At 73.5% G+C, this 15301-nt stretch carries 17 protein-coding genes; 4 read left to right on the top strand and 13 right to left on the bottom strand.

Going from position 1 to position 15301, the window contains the following annotated elements; genetic code table 11:
• The first annotated feature begins 24 nt into the window (after positions 1 to 24).
• From DN051_RS05470 to DN051_RS05455, 4 genes are all read left to right on the top strand, one after another.
• Positions 25 to 1440 (top strand): SLC13 family permease, encoded by a 1416-nt coding sequence (locus DN051_RS05470; RefSeq protein WP_162624860.1) that lies wholly within the window; start codon positions 25 to 27, stop codon positions 1438 to 1440.
• A gap of 10 nt (positions 1441 to 1450) precedes the next feature.
• Positions 1451 to 2644 (top strand): glycerate kinase family protein, encoded by a 1194-nt coding sequence (locus DN051_RS05465; protein ID WP_112438125.1) that lies wholly within the window; start codon positions 1451 to 1453, stop codon positions 2642 to 2644.
• 134 nt (positions 2645 to 2778) lie between these two features.
• Positions 2779 to 3030 (top strand): DUF6400 family protein, encoded by a 252-nt coding sequence (locus DN051_RS05460; protein WP_112438124.1) that lies wholly within the window; start codon positions 2779 to 2781, stop codon positions 3028 to 3030.
• Complete coding sequence (locus DN051_RS05455; protein WP_079000238.1) at positions 3014 to 3244, top strand: hypothetical protein; 231 nt, start codon at positions 3014 to 3016, stop codon at positions 3242 to 3244. The genes DN051_RS05460 and DN051_RS05455 overlap by 17 nt, the downstream gene beginning before the upstream one ends.
• Positions 3245 to 3300: 56 nt before the next feature.
• Here the strand turns inward: DN051_RS05455 and hypE are convergent, their stop codons facing one another.
• The 13 genes from hypE to DN051_RS05390 form a co-directional block, all read right to left on the bottom strand.
• Positions 3301 to 4341, bottom strand: a complete 1041-nt coding sequence (gene hypE / locus DN051_RS05450) for a hydrogenase expression/formation protein HypE (RefSeq protein WP_199314975.1) — start codon at positions 4339 to 4341, stop codon at positions 3301 to 3303.
• 19 nt (positions 4342 to 4360) lie between these two features.
• Positions 4361 to 5512 carry a hydrogenase formation protein HypD gene (gene hypD / locus DN051_RS05445; RefSeq protein ID WP_112438122.1) on the bottom strand — a complete coding sequence of 384 codons (1152 nt, stop codon included), beginning with the start codon at positions 5510 to 5512 and terminating at the stop codon, positions 4361 to 4363.
• Positions 5509 to 5808: a HypC/HybG/HupF family hydrogenase formation chaperone gene (locus DN051_RS05440; RefSeq protein ID WP_053756120.1), complete on the bottom strand. Its 300-nt coding sequence runs from the start codon at positions 5806 to 5808 to the stop codon at positions 5509 to 5511. Before DN051_RS05440 ends, hypD begins: the two co-directional genes overlap by 4 nt.
• Before the next feature lie 41 nt (positions 5809 to 5849).
• A complete protein-coding gene (gene hypF / locus DN051_RS05435; RefSeq protein WP_425471732.1) occupies positions 5850 to 8261 on the bottom strand; it encodes a carbamoyltransferase HypF in 2412 nt (803 codons plus the stop codon).
• Positions 8258 to 8953: a hydrogenase nickel incorporation protein HypB gene (hypB, locus tag DN051_RS05430; protein ID WP_053756121.1), complete on the bottom strand. Its 696-nt coding sequence runs from the start codon at positions 8951 to 8953 to the stop codon at positions 8258 to 8260. Before hypB ends, hypF begins: the two co-directional genes overlap by 4 nt.
• 2 nt (positions 8954 to 8955) lie before the next feature.
• On the bottom strand, positions 8956 to 9351 hold the full coding sequence (locus DN051_RS05425; RefSeq protein ID WP_053756122.1) for a hydrogenase maturation nickel metallochaperone HypA/HybF: 396 nt from the start codon (positions 9349 to 9351) through the stop codon (positions 8956 to 8958).
• A 133-nt stretch (positions 9352 to 9484) separates the two neighbouring features.
• Entirely contained in the window at positions 9485 to 9601 is a 117-nt protein-coding gene (locus DN051_RS47755) for a DUF6893 family small protein (RefSeq protein WP_381280856.1), read from the bottom strand.
• Between the two features lie 59 nt (positions 9602 to 9660).
• Entirely contained in the window at positions 9661 to 10173 is a 513-nt protein-coding gene (locus DN051_RS05415) for a hydrogenase maturation protease (protein WP_053756124.1), read from the bottom strand.
• Positions 10170 to 11621 carry a hypothetical protein gene (locus DN051_RS05410; RefSeq protein ID WP_112438120.1) on the bottom strand — a complete coding sequence of 484 codons (1452 nt, stop codon included), beginning with the start codon at positions 11619 to 11621 and terminating at the stop codon, positions 10170 to 10172. The genes DN051_RS05415 and DN051_RS05410 overlap by 4 nt, the downstream gene beginning before the upstream one ends.
• Positions 11618 to 12256: a DUF6084 family protein gene (locus DN051_RS05405; RefSeq protein WP_112438119.1), complete on the bottom strand. Its 639-nt coding sequence runs from the start codon at positions 12254 to 12256 to the stop codon at positions 11618 to 11620. The genes DN051_RS05410 and DN051_RS05405 overlap by 4 nt, the downstream gene beginning before the upstream one ends.
• Entirely contained in the window at positions 12253 to 12918 is a 666-nt protein-coding gene (locus DN051_RS05400) for a DUF5947 family protein (RefSeq protein ID WP_112438118.1), read from the bottom strand. Before DN051_RS05400 ends, DN051_RS05405 begins: the two co-directional genes overlap by 4 nt.
• The gene (locus tag DN051_RS05395; RefSeq protein WP_112438117.1) at positions 12915 to 13478 is read right to left on the bottom strand and encodes a hypothetical protein; all 564 of its coding nucleotides are present in this window, start codon (positions 13476 to 13478) and stop codon (positions 12915 to 12917) included. Before DN051_RS05395 ends, DN051_RS05400 begins: the two co-directional genes overlap by 4 nt.
• Entirely contained in the window at positions 13475 to 15256 is a 1782-nt protein-coding gene (locus DN051_RS05390; RefSeq protein WP_112438116.1) for a nickel-dependent hydrogenase large subunit, read from the bottom strand. The genes DN051_RS05395 and DN051_RS05390 overlap by 4 nt, the downstream gene beginning before the upstream one ends.
• Between the last annotated feature and the right edge of the window lie 45 nt (positions 15257 to 15301).

The raw sequence follows: 15301 nt of genomic DNA, 5'->3' as shown, positions 1-15301 counted from the left end.
CCGCCCAGGTGAACTCTCGATGACGTGACCCTGAACCTCCGTGCCACCGCGGCTCTCTGTGTGGCGCTGTCCCTGTGCGCGCTGCTCGTGGTCCCCGGCAACTTCCCCGGCCTGAGCGGGCAGGCCCGCCTCACCCTGGCCGTGTTCGTCCTCGCGACCTGCGCCTGGATCGGAACGCCGGTCGACGACACGTACATCGCGCTCGGTGCCGGGCTGGCGCTGACCGTGACCGGGGTGATCAGCAGCGACACCCTGTTCGGCACGCTCGGGGACTCCACCGTGTGGCTGCTGATCTGCGCCTTCGTCCTGGCCGCCGCGGTGGCCAGGACCGGACTCGCGGGGCGGGCGGCGGCGTTCCTGGTCGGCGGGGCGCGCACCGTACGCCAGTTGGTGCACCTGACGACGGCCGCGCTGGTCGTCACGGCGTTCGCGGTGCCGGCCACATCGGGCCGGGCGGCGCTCGCGCTGCCGGTGTTCCTCGCCCTCGCCAAGGCCCTCGCCGACCGCCGGCGCCTGGTCGTGATGCTGGCGCTGCTGTTCCCGACGGTGATCCTGCTGTCGGCGGTCGCGACGCTGATCGGCGCCGGCGCGCACCTGATCACCGTGTCGGTGCTGTGGCAGGAGACGGGGGAGCGGATCGGCTTCACCCAGTGGCTGCTGCTGGGGCTGCCCCTGGCCGTGGCCTCCTCCCACCTGGCCGCCGAACTCGTCCTGCTGACCACCACGCGGCGCGCCGACCGCCGGGGCGCCGTGCACATCACCGCCGAGCAGATCCAGGAGCACAGCAAGAGCCCGGTCACCGGGCCCTGGACCCCGTCCGAGACGCGCTGCGCCCTGCTGCTGGGCACGGTGGTCCTCCTGTGGTGCAGCGAACCGCTGCACCGGGTGTCTCCGGCCGTCGTCGCGTTGATCGGCGCGGTCGTGGCCTCCTCACCGGCCCTCGGCACCGTACGGCTGAAGGACGCCCTGAAGACGGTGCCCTGGTCGCTGCTGCTGTTCATGGCGGCCACCATGGCCATGGGTGTCGCACTGGCCGACTCGGGCGCGGCGAGGTGGGTGGTCGGCGGGCTGCCCGCGGAGGTCACCCCGCTGGCGTTCCTGACCGTCGTGGTCGTCGTCAGCACCGCCGCCCATCTGGTGCTCCAGTCCCGCTCCGCCCGTTCCTCGGTGCTGGTGCCGCTGGTCGTCGCGGCCGCGGTCGGCGCGGGGGTCAACCCGGTCGCGGCGGCACTCGCCTCCACCGCCGCCGCGGGGTTCTGCCACACGCTGCCGGCCTCCGCCAAGCCGGTCACGCTGTTCGCGGACATCCCCGGCACCCCCACGTACACCCCCCGCGACCTGCTGCGTCTGTCCGCGGTCCTGGCGCCGCTGACCGCCGCGCTGGTCCTGATCTTCGCCGTCGCGGTATGGCCGCTGCTCGGCGTTCCCGTCGCACGTTAGGAGCCGGCCCATGCTGACCCGTGTCGTCGTAGCCCCCAGTGGCTTCAAGGAGTCCCTGTCCGCCGAGGCCGCCGCCGACGCCATCGCGGCCGGTGTCCACCGCGTCCTGCCCGACGCCGGGATCGACCGGATCCCCCTGGTCGACGGAGGCGAGGGCACCGCCGCCGCACTCGCCGCCGCGACCGGCGGACGGCTCGTCGCGCGGTCCGCCACGGGACCCGTCGGCCTGCCGGTCGACACCCACTGGGCGCTGCTCGGCCCGCGGGACACCGCGGTCGTGGAGATGGCCGCGGTGGCGGGCCTGAGCCTCGTCCCGCAGGCCCTGCGCGATCCCGGCGCCACCACGACGTACGGCGTCGGCGAGCTGATCCGCGCCGCGCTGGACACCGGTGTGCGCCGCGTCCTCGTCGGCTGCGGCGACTCCGGAACCTCCGACGGCGGCGCCGGCGCGCTCCAGGCCCTCGGCGCGCGGCTGCTCGACGCCGACGGCCGCGAACTCCCGCCCGGGGGACGGGAGCTGACCCGGCTGAGCCGCGTCGACCCGGGCGGACTCGACCCCCGCTTGCGGGAGGTGGAACTGCTCGTCGCCTGCAATCCGTACAACGTGCTGTGCGGGGAGCGGGGCGTGGCCCGCGTCTACGGACCGCAGAAGGGCGCCACGCCGTCGCAGGTCGAGCAGCTGTCGGCCGCGCTGGAGAACTGGGCGGCCGTCCTCACCCGCGATCTCGCCGGTACCGCCGCCGATCTGCGGCAGGGCCCCGGCACCGGCGCGTCGGGCGGTCTCGGCGCGGGGCTCGCCGCGCTGGGCGCCCGGCTGCTGCCACGCTTCGACGTGCTGCTCGGCCACCTCGACCTCGACGCCCGTCTCGCCCGTGCCGATCTGGTCGTCACCGCGGAAGGCGCCCTGGACCGCCAGACCCCCCGGGGAAAGGTCCCCGCCGAGGTGGCCCGCCGGGCCAAGCTGCACGGGCGACCGGTGCTCGCGCTGGCGGGGACACTCGGCGAGGGCGCCGCCGAGGTGCCCGGGGTGGACGCCTACAGCGGCATCCTGCCGGCGCCGATGGCGCTCGCCGAGGCCATGGCACGGGCCTCCGAACTCCTCACCGACGCGACCGAGCGGGCCCTGCTGATGATTCTGCTCGGAGCCCGGCTTCCCGTTCGCGCACAGACGTCGGCGGCAGGGCTCCCGGCGCTCGTGCGATAGCGGCACCGCGAGGACCGGGGCGGTACGGGCGGGCGCGGCCCGGCGATGAGGTCGGTCACATTCGCTTCACGGACCGCGATTCGCTCTGGTAAACGTGGCCCGGAAAGCACGTCCCCCGCGAAAGCACCGGTCCCATGACTGACAGCTCCGGCTCCGGCCCGTTCACCTTCTCGCTGGACCTCACTCTGGAGGAGGCCCGGCGACGGGCCGAGGTGATGGCCGCGCTCGGGCCCGACTGGGATCCCGTCGCCGCGCTGCGGTCGGAGCAGGAGGCCACCGCCCTGCTGTACTCCGGCCTCGACGCCGAGCAGCAGCGGACGTACGCCATGCTCGTGGCGGCCGGTGTGCTGCCCGGACGGGACGAGGGCGATGCGACTTCCCATTGACCCCCAGGCCGACCGGGCCCGGCGGGCCTGGGTGCCCTGCCCCGGCTGTGACGACGCGCGCGACTGCGCCACCTGCCTGGACGGCCGCAACTGCCCGCAGCACTGGCGTTACCTGATAGGGAACGAGGGTGCCCGGGTGCACCTCCAGTGCCCCGGCTGCACACACACCTGGACCCTGGACACCCGCCCCGGACGGCGCGACCGGTCCCGCTGACACCCGGCGCCGCACGGCACCGGGTGTCGTGCGCGCGGGGGTGCGTCCGGCGCGGGTCAGCAGATCCTCGGCAGCTGTTCGCCGAGCGGCATGTCCACCACCCGGGTGCCGCCGAGCGCGGTGCGCGCCACGACCATGCCCGGATGCTCCTCGACCACCTCGCCGATGATCACCGCCTCGGCGCCCCGCTCGTGCCCGCGCATCGCGGCGAGGACCGCCTCGGCGTGCTCCCGCGGCACGAAGGCGACGAGTTTGCCCTCGTTGGCGACGTACATCGGATCGAGTCCGAGCATCGCGCAGGCACTGGCCACGGGCGGCGGCACCGGCACGGAACGCTCCCGCACGACGATCCCGGTGCCCGACCCGACGGCGATCTCGTTGAGCGAGGCGGCCAGACCGCCGCGCGTCGGGTCGCGCAGCACATGCAGGTCCGGTGTGACGGCCAGCATCGCCTCGACGAGCCCGCCGAGCGCCGCGCAGTCGCTCTCGATGTCGGTGCCGAACCGCAGGTTCTCGCGTTCGCTCAGGATGGCCACGCCGTGCAGGCCGATCGCGCCGCTGACGATGACGACGTCGCCGGGCACCACCCGCTCCGGGCGCAGGTCGACGCCGGGCGGGATGAGGCCGATGCCGGCCGTGTTGAGGTACACGCCGTCGCCGTGCCCGGCCTCCACGACCTTGGTGTCGCCCGTCACCACCCGGACGCCGGCGGTGCGGGCGGCGGCGCCGATCGCGGCGGCCACCTCGACGACGGTGTCGAGCTCGACCCCCTCCTCCAGGATGACGCCGCACGAGAGGTAGGCGGGGCGCGCCCCGCTCATCGCGAGGTCGTTGACCGTGCCGTTGACCGCGAGGTCCCCGATGCTGCCGCCGGGGAAGAACAACGGCCGCACCACGAACGAGTCGGTGGAGAAGGCCAGCCGCGCACCGCCCAGTTCGACGGCGGCGGAATCGGTCAGCGCGGCCCGTGCGGTGCCGCCGAGGGCGGGCAGGAAGATCTGTTCGACGAGCTCGGCGGACAGGGCGCCACCGCCGCCGTGGCCCATCACCACCCGGGGCCGGTCGCGCAGGGGCGCGGGGCAGGTCCAGGAGAGCATGTCCGGGGTCGCCGCGGTGTCAGCCAACGGTGCTGTCCTCCAGGCTCGGGCCGGGTACGGCCGCGGCCGTCGGGCGGGCCGGCAGGTCGAGCCGCCGGTACAGGAAGTAGGCGGCGCAGGCGCCCTCACTGGAGACCATCGTGGCCCCGAGCGGCGTGCGCGGCGTGCAGGTGGTGCCGAAGGCCTCGCACTCGTGCGGTTTCAGCAGCCCCTGGAGGACCTCGCCGCTGCGGCACTCCGCGGGCTCGCGCGTGGCGATGTCCCCCACCTGGAAGCGGTGTTCGGCGTCGTAGGCGCGGTAGCGCTCGGACAGCCGCCAGCCGCTGTCGGCGATGACTCCGATGCCGCGCCAGGCCCGGTCGGTGACCTCGAAGACGTCGTCGAGCATCGCCCGCGCCGCCGGGTTGCCCTCGTCGCGCACGGCGCGCGGATAGGCGTTGACCACCGAGTGCTCGCCCCGCTCCAGTTGGCGCACCGTGCGCCGTACACCTTCGAGGATGTCGAGCGGCTCGAACCCGGTGACCACGATGGGCACCCGGTACCGCTCGGCGAGCGCCGGGTACTCCCGCGTCCCCATCACGCTGCACACGTGCCCGGCCGCCAGGAAGCCCTGCACGCGGCAGTCCGGCGACTGCATGACCGCCTCGATCGCGGGCGGCACCCGGACGTGCGACACCAGCAGGCTGAAGTTGCGGATGTCGTGCTTGCGGGCCTGGTACACGGTCATCGCGTTGGGCGGTGCGGTGGTCTCGAAGCCGATGCCGAAGAAGACGACCTCGCGGTCCGGGTTCTCCCGCGCGATCCGCAGCGCGTCGAGCGGGGAGTACACCACGCGGACGTCGCCGCCTGCGCCGCGCACCTGGAAGAGGTCGCGGCCGGTGCCCGGGACCCGGAGCATGTCCCCGAAGGAGCAGAAGATCACGCCGGGGCGGGAGGCGATCTCCAGCGCCTTGTCGATCACCTCCAACGGCGTCACGCACACCGGGCATCCCGGTCCGTGGATCAACTCGACCTCGTCCGGGAGGAGTTGGTCGATGCCGTGCCGGATGATGGTGTGCGTCTGACCGCCGCACACCTCCATCAGCGCCCACGGCCTGGTCACCGCGGCCCTGATGTCGTCCAGCAGCCGGGCCGCCAGATCCGGGTCCTGGAACTCGTCGACGTACTTCACCGACGCACCTCCCCGGCCGGACCGGCATCCGCCTGCGCGGCCTGTTCCCAGGGGTCCCCGAACTCCTCCTGGAGCAGGCCCAGGTTCTCGAACAGCTCCAGGGTCCTCAGCGCGGACTCCTCGTCCACGCGTTGGAGGGCGAAACCGACATGGACGATGGCGTACTCACCGACCTTCAGATCGGGCAGGTACTCCAGGCACACCTCCTTGACGACGCCGCCGAAGTCGACGGTGGCCATCCGGGTGCCGTCCCGTTCCTCGATGCCCAGCACTCGGCCGGGTACCGCCAGGCACATGTGTGTCTCCTCACTGTTCGCGCGCGGCGGGCCGGTGCCCGTCAGCGTCCCGTGGCCGCGGTGCGGGCGGCCACGACCAACTGGCCGAGCGCCAGACCGCCGTCGTTGGGCGGAATCCTCTGGTGGCGCAGCACGGTGAAGCCGTCCGCGCGCAGCCCCCGGGCGCAGGCCGAGGAGAGCAGCACATTGGCGAACACTCCGCCCGTCAGGGCGACGGTCTCCAGGCCGGCCGTCTCCCGGGCGGCACCGCACACCGTCCGCACCAGCCGGGCGACGGCGAGGTGGAAGCGGACGGCGACGGTCGCGGCCGGGACCCCGAGCCGGACGTCGTCGACGGCGGCGGCCAGCAGCGGCGCCGGATCGGCGGCCAGCGGCGCGTCGCCCGGACCTTCGCCGCGGGTCAGGCGGAACGTGTACCGCGGGTCGTCGTCCTCGCAGCCGGCGGACACCGCCGCCGCCTCCAGTTCGATCGCGGCCTGTGCCTCGTAGCCCGCGTGGTGGCAGACGCCCGCCAGCGACGAGACGGCGTCGAAGAGACGGCCCATGCTGGAGGTGGGCACGCAGTTCAGGCCGCGCTCCAACTGGCGCGTCAGCAGCGGGAGTTCGCCGTCGGGGCAGGCGGCGACGCACGGCAGGTCCGCGGCGGCCGCCACACCCGCGGCGCGCAGATGCGCGAGCGCCATGCGGTACGGCCGCCGCACGGCGGCGTCACCGCCGGGCAGCGGCACCTGGGCGAGGTGCGCGAACCGGTCGAAGCCGTCGTAGTCCGCGAGCAGGAACTCACCGCCCCACACGGTGCCGTCCGTCCCGTGCCCGGTGCCGTCGAAGGCGACGCCGATGACCCGGCGGCCGTCCTCGACACCGTGTTCCGCCAGTACGGCGGCGATGTGCGCGTGATGGTGCTGGACCCGGGCGACGGGCCGGCCGCCGGCGTGGCGCCGCGCCCACGCTGCCGACCGGTACGCCGGGTGCGTGTCGGTGACGAGCAGCTCCGGCCGTACGCCCGTGATGGATTCCAGCTGCCGCTCGGCACGGCCGAAGGCGTGCTGCGTGGCGAGGTCGTCCATGTCGCCGACGTGCGCGGACAACCAGGCCCGGTCGCCCCGGCCGAGACAGAAGACGTTCTTCAGATCGCCGCCGACCGCGAGCGCCGGCGCCACCGGGACCGGCAGGGTGACCGGCAGCGGGGCGTAGCCCCGGGAGCGGCGCAGCACGAGCGGTCTGCCGTCGCAGACGCGCACCACGGAGTCGTCGCACGGGACGTGGACGGGCCGGTCGTGCAGCAGCCACGCGTCGGCCAGACCGGCCAGCCGGTCCAGGGCCTCGCCGTCGTCGGTGACGATGGGCTCCCCGGAGAGGTTGCCGCTGGTCATCACGAGCAGGCGGGGCGCCGCGGTGCGCGCGCCGCGGTCGGCCGCCCCGAGCAGCAGGTGGTGCACCGGTGTGTACGGCAGCATGACGCCGAGGTCGGGACTGCCCGGAGCGACCGCGTCGGCGGGCACGGGCCTGCCGGGTGCGGGCCGGACGGGCGGGCGGCGCCGCAGCAGGACCACGGGTCGCGCGCGGCCGGTGAGCAGTTCCCGTTCGGCGGCGTCGAGGTGCACCAGGTGCTCGACCGCGGCCACGTCCGCGGCCATCAGCGCGAACGGCTTGTCGCCGCGGGCCTTGCGGCGGCGCAGCTCGGCGACCGCCTCCGGCTGGGTGGCGTCACAGGCCAGGTGGTACCCGCCGATTCCCTTGACGGCGACGATCGCTCCGGCGGCGAGCAGGGCGCGCGCCTCGTCGACGGGATCGAGCTCCCGGGACGCGGCGGCGCCGGCGTCCGCCAGGACCAGCCGCAGCCGGGGGCCGCAGTCGGGACAGGCGACGGGCTGCGCGTGGAAGCGGCGGTCGCCGGGGTCGTGGTACTCCCGGTCGCAGCGCGGACACAGCGGGAACCCCGACATCGTGGTGTGCGCGCGGTCGTACGGCAGGCCGGTGACGATGGTGAAGCGCGGTCCGCAGTGCGTGCAGGTGATGAAGGCGTGGCGGTGGCGCCGGTCGGCCGGGTCCGCCAGTTCGGCCAGACAGTCGGCGCAGGTGGCGGTGTCGGGGGCCACCAGGGTGCGGACGGGGCCGGTGGGGTCCGACGCCACGATGGTGAAGCCGTCGCCGCCCGTCGCGGGCAGGTCGGTGGTGTCCACCGACTCCACATGGGCGAGCGGCGGGGCGTCGGGCGCGACCCGTGCGCAGAACCGGTCGACGGCGTCCGGCGGGCCCTCGACCTCCACGACGACCCCGTCACCGGTGTTGGTCACCTGACCGGCCAGCGACAGCTCCGTCGCCAGACCGTGGACGAAGGGCCGGAACCCCACCCCCTGCACCACGCCCCGCACGGTGACCCGGACGCGACGGCGCGGCGCGGTGAGCGCCGCGCCGGGCGGCGGGGCGCTCACGTCGGGGGTGGTGCTCACGCCTGGGCCCTGGCCATCACCGGCGCGTGCACGGACCGGCCCTCGGCGGCCGCCAGCGCCCGGTCGAGCAGCAGGCCGGCGCCGCGTGCGCTGCGCACGGAGGTGAGCTGCACCTCGACGCCCGGGTTGACCTGCTGCACGTTCCTGCGGAACGCGGTCTCGTCGAACTCGGCGGGCCCCGCCAGATCGGCCTTGGTGACCAGTACGAGCTGGGCCAGGCCGAACGCGGTGGGGTATTTCAGTGGCTTGTCCTCGCCCTCGGTGACGGAGGCGAGGACGACCCGCAGCGACTCGCCGAGGTCGTAGGAGGCGGGGCAGACGAGGTTGCCCACGTTCTCCACGAACAGCAGCCGGGTGTCCTGCGGAAGCCAGTTGTGCAGATGGCCGGCGAGCATGTCGGCCTCCAGATGGCACAGGCCGTCGGTGAGCACCTGCTTGACCGGGACACCGGAGCGGGACAGACGCGTGGCGTCGTTCTCGGTCGCCAGATCGGCGGTCAGGGCGGCGGCGGCGATGCCGCGCTCCCTCGCCAGCAGCAGTTCCCGCTCCAGCAGCGCGGTCTTGCCGCTGCCAGGGCTCGACAGGAGGTTGACCACCGTCGTGCCCCGGGCAGCCAGTTCGGTGCGCAGGACGTCCGCCGCCATCGCGTTCTTGGCGAGCACCGCCTGCTGGAGGTCGACTACACGGCACATGGTCAGGTCTCCTCGCCGTTCGTTGCGTTGCTGTACTCGGGGGAGTCGGGACCGGCGGCCCAGCGCACCTCGGCGATACGCAGTTCCCGGCCCGACACCAGCTCGGTGGCGGCCCCGCGGCAGCCGGCGCAGACCATGTCCGGGGGCAGCCCGGTGTCCCAGCTCCGTCCGCACGGAGCGCAGCGGGCCCGGCCCGGGACGCTGCGGGTGTGGAGGGCGGCGCCCTCCAGGGCGGTTCCGGCGCAGGCGAGTTCGAAGCAGAACCCGAGCGAGTCGGGCACCACTCCGGCCAGCTCGCCGATCTCGACGTGCACGTCCCGCACGCCGTGCGCTCCGCGGGAGCGTGCCGCTCGCTCGACCTGGTCGACGACCGCCAGGGCGACGGACATCTCGTGCATCGCTCTCCGTCCTGGGCGCGCGGATGCCTCTCCGGCGTCCATTACACGGCGGGGACCCACGGCCCCAGGCGTGGCGCGCCGAAGTCGCACGCCCGGCTAGCCCGTTCGGTGCACACGGGCGGGCGAGGGGGCGTCACATCCTGCGCATGCGGAAGTAGCGGCGGATGTCGGGCAGGACGCGCGCGAGGAGCGCCGCGAACGCGGTGGCGGTGGTGGCGGCGGCCGTACCGCCGACAAGGCGCTTGTTCATGGTGGTCTCCCTGGGAGTGGTGTGTTTCTCGGCGAGACGCCGGGGCAGTCCTCGGTACGTCATACGACGGCCTCGTCACGGACCAGTTCGGCGACCAGGCGCACCGCCTCGGGCACCGCGGCGGTGACCTGCGGGCTGAGGCCGATGCCCTCCTCCACCTGCGCGGGCTCGCAGCCGACGACCAGGGTCCGGCGCGGAGGCGTGGCGCCGGTGCCGGCGCACAGCGTGTCCAGGAGCGCCAGCACCGCGTCGGGGGTCATGCGGTGGCCGTCCAGGGGCACGCTTTCGGACGGCGGGCGGGTGCCGGGGTCCGTGGCGTCGATCACGTACAGCGTGCCCGGATCGCCGCCCCGGGCCGTCGCGTCGAGGAGGACGAGCGTGTCGTAGCCGTCGAGCAGCCGGTAGGCCAGATGCACGCCGCGGATGCCGATGTCGGCGACCTCGACGCCGGCGGGCAGTTCGTGGTTCGCCAGGGCGCGCGCGGTCTCCACGCCGAAGCCGTCGTCGCCGAGGAAGATGTTGCCCACCCCGGCGACCAGCGTGCGGGGGCGGGGCGGTGCGTCGGTGCTCACGCGTCCTCCGGGAGGGGTTCGACCTCGTCGGGCTGGAAGTAGAGGAAACGGCCCTGCTCGCGCCTGAGGTCTGCGCCGGGGTCGTCGTCGACGGTCACCGCGATGTGCACGCCTCCGTCGACGTCCTGCAGGACCGCTTCCACCAGGGCGTTGCGGCCGTGCAGGAACAGGTCCTGCGCGTCGGTGTGGCGCAGCCGGGGCCGCAGCACCACCCGGCTGCCGGCCCGCACCGCGTGACCCCCGACCTGGACGTGGTCGTGGGCGGGGTCCACGGAGGCGTCCGCGCCGGGGTCCCACCACGGGGTGGCGGGCCGGGTGACCCCGGTGAACGGGTCGCCGGGTGCGCCGGGCGGCGCCGCAGCCGGAGTGCCGGGCACCGCGGGTGCGTTCGGCGCGACGACCTCGCGAAGGCCGCGCACCGCGCCGTGCAGACGTTCCAGGATCTCCGGCGGCATCGAGTCGGCCAGGTCGATCACCGCCGCCGCCCGTGGATCGGTCCCTTTGGCCTCGCGCTTCTCCTCGTCGGTGAGGGCCGCGGTGCGCAGTGTCAGGATCTCGTCGATCTCCGTGGCGTCGTACAGGGCGCCGGGGCTCTCCGGGGCGATGGCCGGATGGTCCTCCAGGATGATCGGCGAGGACAGCACCAGGTCGCGGCGGCCGGGCTCACCCGCGAGCACGGGCCAGGTGTGCAGATTGCGGCACGCCGCGGTGGCGCCCGCGGCCCACTCCGGCGGGTCCGTCATCGACAGGAAGCCGCCGCCGTCCAGACAGAGCAGCGTATGGCTGGCGACGAGCGACCGGGGGAGGGCCGCGTCGCGGTCGGCGGACTCGTCCGGTGACCAGTCGCTGGTGTTCTCCACGACGACGGTCAGACGCTGTGTGCGGTAGGGGCCGTCCAGTTCGCTGGTGGACAGCCGTACGGCGCCGCGGATCTCCTCGCGCCGCAGCACCAGCCGCCCCACGACCTGTCCGGCGTCGTCCGTGACCGCTTCGGTGGTGTCGGCCGCGGGGCGCTCGAAGGGCATGACGACACCGGTGTCCGCCAGCTCCGCCACGGGCACGGTGAACCGGACCGTCTCCTCGTGCCCCTCGTCCCAGGGAACCAGCACCCGGTCCTCCAGGCGCAGTTCGGCCACGGTCTCGAACCCGCCGTCCGGGCGGGTCCGCTGCACCGTGCGGCGCCGGCTGTGCAGGAAGCGCACCTCGACGGCGAGTGTGGCCCCCTGCCGGGGCTCCATCAGCAACTCGGTGTGCTGGAAGTCGTGTTCCTCGGCGACCGGCGTCCAGGCCGGCGGTACGAGGACCCCGAACTGCCAGCGCAGCCGGTTCTTGGCGGCCGAGGCCCGGTAGGGGTAGAGCACGTAACCCTCGAACAGCACGGCGTCGGCGACCTGCCGCGCGACCGCCAGCCGGGCCTCGGTGCCGGGGGTGAACGTCGTCGTGGTCACGGTGTCCTCTCCCCGGCCGCGTCCAGCAGGTCCTCGACGGCCGCCTGCCACGAGGGCAGGGCGAGCCGCGACCGGTGGGCGAGCAGGGCGTCCATGGTGTCCCGCGGCAGCCGGATCCAGCCGGCGCCCGGGAAGTGCTGGTCGACCATCTCCCGCCAGGTCTTCACCGGCATCCGGAAGGTGGTCTCCCTGTCCCAGGGGACCGGCTCCACATGGAAGCCGCGGTCACCGGTGAAGGCGGTGCCGGAGAACAGCAGGAGCAGCGGCACCTCGCCGTCCTCCAGGGCGTGGAAGTAGCGCGTGGACGCGACGTCCATGTCGTAGGTGCAGGGCACCACCAGGTCGGTCTCCACCTCGCCGGTGAAGCCCGGGACCATCGCCTGCACCTGTGCGAACTGCACGGGATTGAGGGTGCTGCCCCAGCGGGACCGCTCGCCGAACAGGTCGGACAGCGCCTCGGCCTCGTCGTCGCCGTAGCCGCGCCGGGCCGGTTCGACGCGGATCTGGCAGCGCAGCGCCAGCGCGTGGACCCGGGTCCCGGCCGTGGCCGTGATCCGCAGCCGGAACACGAGGGTGGGGCCCGCGGAGTACGGGTCGGCCCGCACCCCGGTGCAGGTGAAGCCGAAGTCGGTCATGACCGGCTCCCCGGCGTGGCGCCGGCCCGGTCGCGGACGTGGGTGAAGAAGGCCTCCAGGTCGGCGCGCGCCTCCGCGCCGCCGTCGAAGCCCTGCCAGCGCAGTCGCATACGGCCCACCAGTTCGTAGCAGATGTCGATCGGCACCAGGAAGCACTCGACACGGTCGTCCCGGCGGCGCAGCAGCAGTGCCTCGACGTCCGGCTGGAGCAGCCCGGCGAGGCGGGTGCGCTCCAGGACGGACTGCCAGGCCTGCGGGTCGAGTTCGCTCTCTGTCGCCCCAGCGGGGCTGGGGTAGAAGGCGACCGGCCGGCCGAGCGCGGAGTTGCGGAAGAAGAAGACCACCCCGACGGGGATGCGCAACTGCTCCCAGGCCCGGTCGTCGATGCGATGGTCGGGGTCGCTCAGGTGGCGGCCCGGGACCGTGCGGAAGCGGCCCCGGCTGCCGCCGGAGCGGTCCAGCAGGAGGGCGCAGGGGTCGCATACGCACGCCAGGGCGCGCTTCTCGGTGTCGACGAGGTGCCGGTGCCGTGCGTCGGCGAGCGTCGCCGAGCACAGCTCGCAGCGTTCCTGCGCCGGTGGACGCGGCGCGGTGAAGCGGCGCAGGCCCCGGGGACCGGGGCCGGACCGGACGGGCCCCGCACCGGCCGGCGGCGCGCTCACGGTGCCGTGGCCGGTGAACGGCCGCCCGCGCGGTGCGGGGCGGCGCCGATCTGGAGGAGGGCCGGTTCCTTCGCGGCGGCCTCCACTTCCACGCTCGTCACCTCGGGCGCGAGACTCGCCAGGGCGTCCTTCGCCGTCTGGGCCAGGGCCTCGCGGGTGCCGGCGCAGCCGCACCCCGAGGAGCCGGTGAGCCGCAGCCGCAGCACACCGGTGGCCGGGTCGAACCCGGCTGCCTGCCACGACTGTCCGGTGCCGTGCAGGGCACGGGCGATCCGGGTGTGCACGTCGTCCGGGTGCAGACCGTGCAGCACCAGCAGTCCGGCCACGAGTTCGTCGCCGAGCAGGACCTCGGTGAGGTCGCGGGCGGGGGCCTGCGGGTCGCGGCCGATCAGCTCCATGGCGCGGGCGAGGCCGGCGCCGTAGAAGTCCATGAGCACCCGGACGAGTTCCTCGGCGGCGTCGCAGGCCGCGCGGTCGCCGGAGGCGGCCAGCCGGTCGAGGACCTGCTCGACCAGCCGGCCGGCCGTCTCCGCGTCGAGCGTTCGGTGCCCGCCGCTCATCCGGCGAGGCCGCTCAGTCCGGTCGGCACGTGCATCGACTTCACCGTCCGTCCGCCGCCGACGTACATGTGGACCCCGCACGGCAGACAGGGGTCGAAGCTGCGCACGGCGCGCATGATGTCGATGCCCTTGAAGTTCTCCGGGGGGTTCTCCTCGAAGATGGGGGTGTTCTGCACGGCGTCCTCGTACGGGCCCGGGGTGCCGTAGGAGTCGCGGACACTGGCGTTCCACGGAGTCGGCGGGTACGGGTGGTAGTTGGCGATCTTGCCGTCGCGGATCACCATGTGGTGGGAGAGGACGCCGCGGACGGCCTCGGTGAAGCCGCAGCCGATGCTCTCGTCCGGGACCTCGAACTTCTCCCAGGTCTGGGTGCGTCCGGCGCGGACCTCCTCCAGGCCCTTCTCCGCGCAGTGCAGGGCGATCGCGGCGGCGTACGCCTGGAAGTAGGTGCGGGCCCGGTTGCGCTCCAGCGCGTTGGACCACTGCGGGATCTTCCACTCGAAGGTGGTCTCGGGCTTGGTCATGGTGCGCGGCAGGTTGATGACCACGCTGTGGCCGGTGGCCTTGACGTAGCCGACGTCGACGAGACCGGACAGGGCCGTGGACCACAGCCGGGCGATGGGGCCGCCGCCGGTGTCGAGGGCGAGGTGGTCCTTGCCGTCGAACCAGCGCGGGGACATCACCCAGCTGTACTTGTCGTCGAAGTCCCGCTTCTGCGGGGCCGGGATGGTGTGCTGGTTCCACGGGTGGCGCGGGTCGACCGGGTTGCCGAGCGGGTCGTGGGTGACGAACTGCTCCTGGCCCTCCCAGTCCTCGTAGTAGGAGCTGCCCAGCAGGATGCGGATGCCGAGGTTGATCTGCGTCAGGTCGTTGGTGACCAGCTTGCCGTCCACGATCACGCCGGGGGTGACGAACATCCGCCGGCCCCAGTCCGTCATGTTGGCGTAGGTGAAGTCGCAGTACTCGGGGTCGTTGAGCGCGCCCCAGCAGCCGAGCAGGACGCGTCGGCGGCCGACCTCCTCGTAGCCGGGCAGTGCCTCGTAGAAGAAGTCGAACAGGTCGTCGTGCAGCGGCACGACGCGCTTCATGAACTCGACGTACCGCATGAGGCGGCTCATGTAGTCCGTGAAGAGCTGCACGGAGGCGACCGTGCCGACACCGCCCGGGTAGAGCGTGGAGGGGTGCACGTGGCGGCCCTCCATGAGGCAGAACATCTCGCGCGTGTACCGGCTGACCTGGAGGGCCTCGCGGTAGAACTCGCCCTCCAGCGGGTTGAGCGAGCGCATGATGTCGGCGATCGTGCGGTAGCCGTGCTCGGCGGCGTGCGGCGCCTCGGTGCGCTCGGCGAGTTCGAGGACGCCCGGGTTGGTCTCGCGGACCATCTTCTCGCAGTAGTCGACCCCGACCAGGTTCTCCTGGAAGATGTTGTGGTCGAACATGTACTCGGCGGACTCGCCGAGGTTGAGGATCCACTCGCCCAGGTGCGGCGGCTTCACCCCGTAGGCCATGTTCTGCGCGTACACCGAGCAGGTGGCGTGGTTGTCACCGCAGATGCCGCAGATGCGGCTGGTGATGAAGTGCGCGTCCCGCGGGTCCTTGCCGCGCATGAAGACGCTGTAGCCGCGGAAGACCGACGAGGTGCTGTAGCACTCGGCGACCCGCTTCTGCTTGAAGTCGATCTTCGTGTGGATGCCGAGGCTGCCCACGATCCGGGTGATCGGGTCCCACGCCATCTCCACCAGGCCGGTGCCGTCACCGGTCGTCGTCGAGGTCGCCATTGTGTCTGTGATGCCCTTCGGTCGGTCGGGTCGTCGAGCGGGGGA

The sequence above is a fragment of the Streptomyces cadmiisoli genome (genome assembly GCF_003261055.1).
Lineage (GTDB): Bacteria > Actinomycetota > Actinomycetes > Streptomycetales > Streptomycetaceae > Streptomyces > Streptomyces cadmiisoli.
This window is presented reverse-complemented; position numbering and strand designations above follow the sequence as displayed.